The sequence below is a fragment of the Candidatus Eremiobacteraceae bacterium genome (genome assembly GCA_035295225.1).
Lineage (GTDB): Bacteria > Vulcanimicrobiota > Vulcanimicrobiia > Eremiobacterales > Eremiobacteraceae > JABCYQ01.
Window position 1 is genome coordinate 1 of the sequence record DATGJI010000008.1, and the last position, 2235, is coordinate 2235.

Annotated in this window: 4 protein-coding genes; 3 read left to right on the forward strand and 1 reads right to left on the reverse strand. The window is 62.9% G+C overall.

The features are described 5' to 3' along the window. On the forward strand, positions 1–839 hold an 839-nt coding region (locus tag VKT51_01335), incomplete at its 5' end, for a sigma-70 family RNA polymerase sigma factor (GenBank protein ID HLJ82802.1). A gap of 15 nt (positions 840–854) precedes the next feature. Beyond that, on the forward strand, positions 855–1262 hold the full coding sequence (locus VKT51_01340) for a DUF1801 domain-containing protein (protein ID HLJ82803.1): 408 nt from the start codon (positions 855–857) through the stop codon (positions 1260–1262). 67 nt (positions 1263–1329) lie between these two features. Here the strand turns inward: VKT51_01340 and VKT51_01345 are convergent, their stop codons facing one another. Beyond that, entirely contained in the window at positions 1330–1743 is a 414-nt protein-coding gene (locus tag VKT51_01345; GenBank protein ID HLJ82804.1) for a DUF6582 domain-containing protein, read from the reverse strand. A 189-nt stretch (positions 1744–1932) separates the two neighbouring features. Here VKT51_01345 and VKT51_01350 point away from each other — a divergent pair. Next, positions 1933–2235 (forward strand): cyclic nucleotide-binding domain-containing protein (locus VKT51_01350; GenBank protein HLJ82805.1); only part of this gene is annotated, 303 nt, incomplete at its 3' end.

Sequence of the window (2235 nt, forward strand, 5' to 3'; positions counted from 1 at the left end):
CGGGCTCATTTGCGAGCGGTAGCGTATCGCATGCTCGGATTGCCAGCGACGCAGAGGATGCCGTGCAGGAAAGCTGGCTTCGGCTGGGCCGGTCCGACGTCAGCGGCGTCGAGAATTTGCGAGCGTGGTTGACGACCGTCGTGGCGCGCGTTTGCCTGGACATGCTGCGGGCCCGGACATCGCGCCGAGAAGACTCGCTGGACGTGCACGTTCCCGATCCAGTCGTGACTCGCGCCGACGCGGATCCGGAATCCGCCGCGATGCTCGCCGATTCCGTCGGGCTCGCGCTGCTCGTCGTGCTTGAGACCCTCGAACCGCCGGAGCGGCTCGCATTCGTGTTGCACGATGTGTTCGGCATGACGTTCGATGAGATCGGGCCGATCGTGGACCGCTCGCCCGTTGCGGCACGCCAGCTCGCGAGCCGCGCGCGACGTCGTGTTCAAAGCAAGGCGCCGAGCTCAGATCCGGACCTGCATGAGCAACGGCGTGTCGTCGATGCCTTCCTCGCTGCCGCCCGCGACGGCGACTTCGAGGGGCTGGTCGCCGTGCTCGATCCGGACATCGTGCTGCGCGCCGATGGCGGTGCGGTCGCGGCCGCATCCCGAATCGTGCGAGGCGCACAGGCGGTCGCCGCGCAGGCAGCTACGTTCTCGAGGCTGGGCCTGTCCAATCAGATCGTCCTCGTGAACGGCAATATCGGGATCCTGACACGCCGCGCGAACGGGCGGCCCTTTTCGGTACTCGGATTTACCATTGCCGGCGGCAAGATCGCGGAGATGGACATACTGGCCGATCCCGAGCGCCTCAGCCGACTCGATCTGCCGGCACTCGACACCTGACGGAGGTATGAGACAGTGAAGAAGACTGAGTCTGCGAAGACCATGTCCCCTTCCAAACTGATCGACGCAAGGATCAAAGAGCTACCCGACTGGCGGGGCGAGACGCTCGCCCGGATGCGACGCCTCATCAAGCAGGCTGACCCCGAAGTGGTCGAGGAGTGGAAGTGGAGAGGGGTCCCGGTGTGGTCGCACGATGGAATCATCTGTACCGGCGAGACCTATAAGAGCGTCGTGAAACTTACGTTCGCCAAGGGAGCGTTTCTCAAGGATCCGGCGCGCCTCTTCAACTCCAGTCTCGAAGGCAACGTGCGCCGCGCGATCGACATCCACGAAGGTGACAAGATCGACGAGACGTCCTTCAAAGCCATCGTCCGCGCGGCCAGCGCCCTAAACGCGTCCAAGCCAAGCCGGCGAAAAGCTTGAAGACTGCCAATATTTTGGCGGTCTTCAAGTGGCTTACAAAGAATCGCGCGACTTCGCCTGACTCCGCCTAGCGGCGCGCTTTGCGGCGCGTACCCTTCGCGGTTCTCGTCCTGCGAATGGCTTTGGCCTTTTTGGTCTTTGCAGTGCCGCGCTTGCCGTAGCGGCGCTTCCGAGTGGCAGCGGCGCGCTGAGACGCTGCCCGGTGTCCCCGCTGCGGGTGGACCCCCAAATCGTGCGATGAGGATTCGGACAGGTCCACTCCGTAGTGCTTGGCCGCCTTCTTGATGTTTGCGAAGGCTAGCGCCCGATCTGCTTCCGATACGTCGATGACCTGATCGAAGCGTGCGACCGCGTTGCGCACGTGTCGCGCGTCGGTAAGCGGTTCCTTGCGTTGTTTCGGGAAAGCATAGACGCTGTCGGGCAAATCGCCCTGTTGGGTAAGGCGTCCATGCTTTTCGTGCGGTTTCCATGTGCTTTTCATATAGGCGTTTTACCCCGCTGCAGCGGCGCCATAAACGCCCTGCGTCGACGCTAAGTGCCCCGAGGAATAGAACAGCAGCAGCTGCGATCGTATGCCATCGCGGAAGGGAGAGTCTGTATGCGATGCCATAATCATTACCTTTACTAACGTCGAGGCAAGCAGCCGCGGCGTGAACGAGGGCATGGTCGAGTGAGTGGACTTCCGGCAGCCAGCGCTGGCGCTGACCGCGTCTTTCCCGCGTTAACGTCCGAACAGATTGCTCGCATTGCTGCGCACGGCCGGAAGCGTGCCACACAAACAGGCGATGTGCTCTACGAGCCGGGGGACACGCCGGTCCCGTTCTTTGTCGTTACCTCCGGTGAGCTTCAGATCGTTCGCCTGTGGGCAGGTAGCGAAACCCTTGTCGCCACTCTCGGCCCGCAGCAGTTCACGGGCGAAGTCAACTCTCTGTCAGGTCGCCCCGCTATCTTGCGGTTGCGCGTCTCCCAGCCC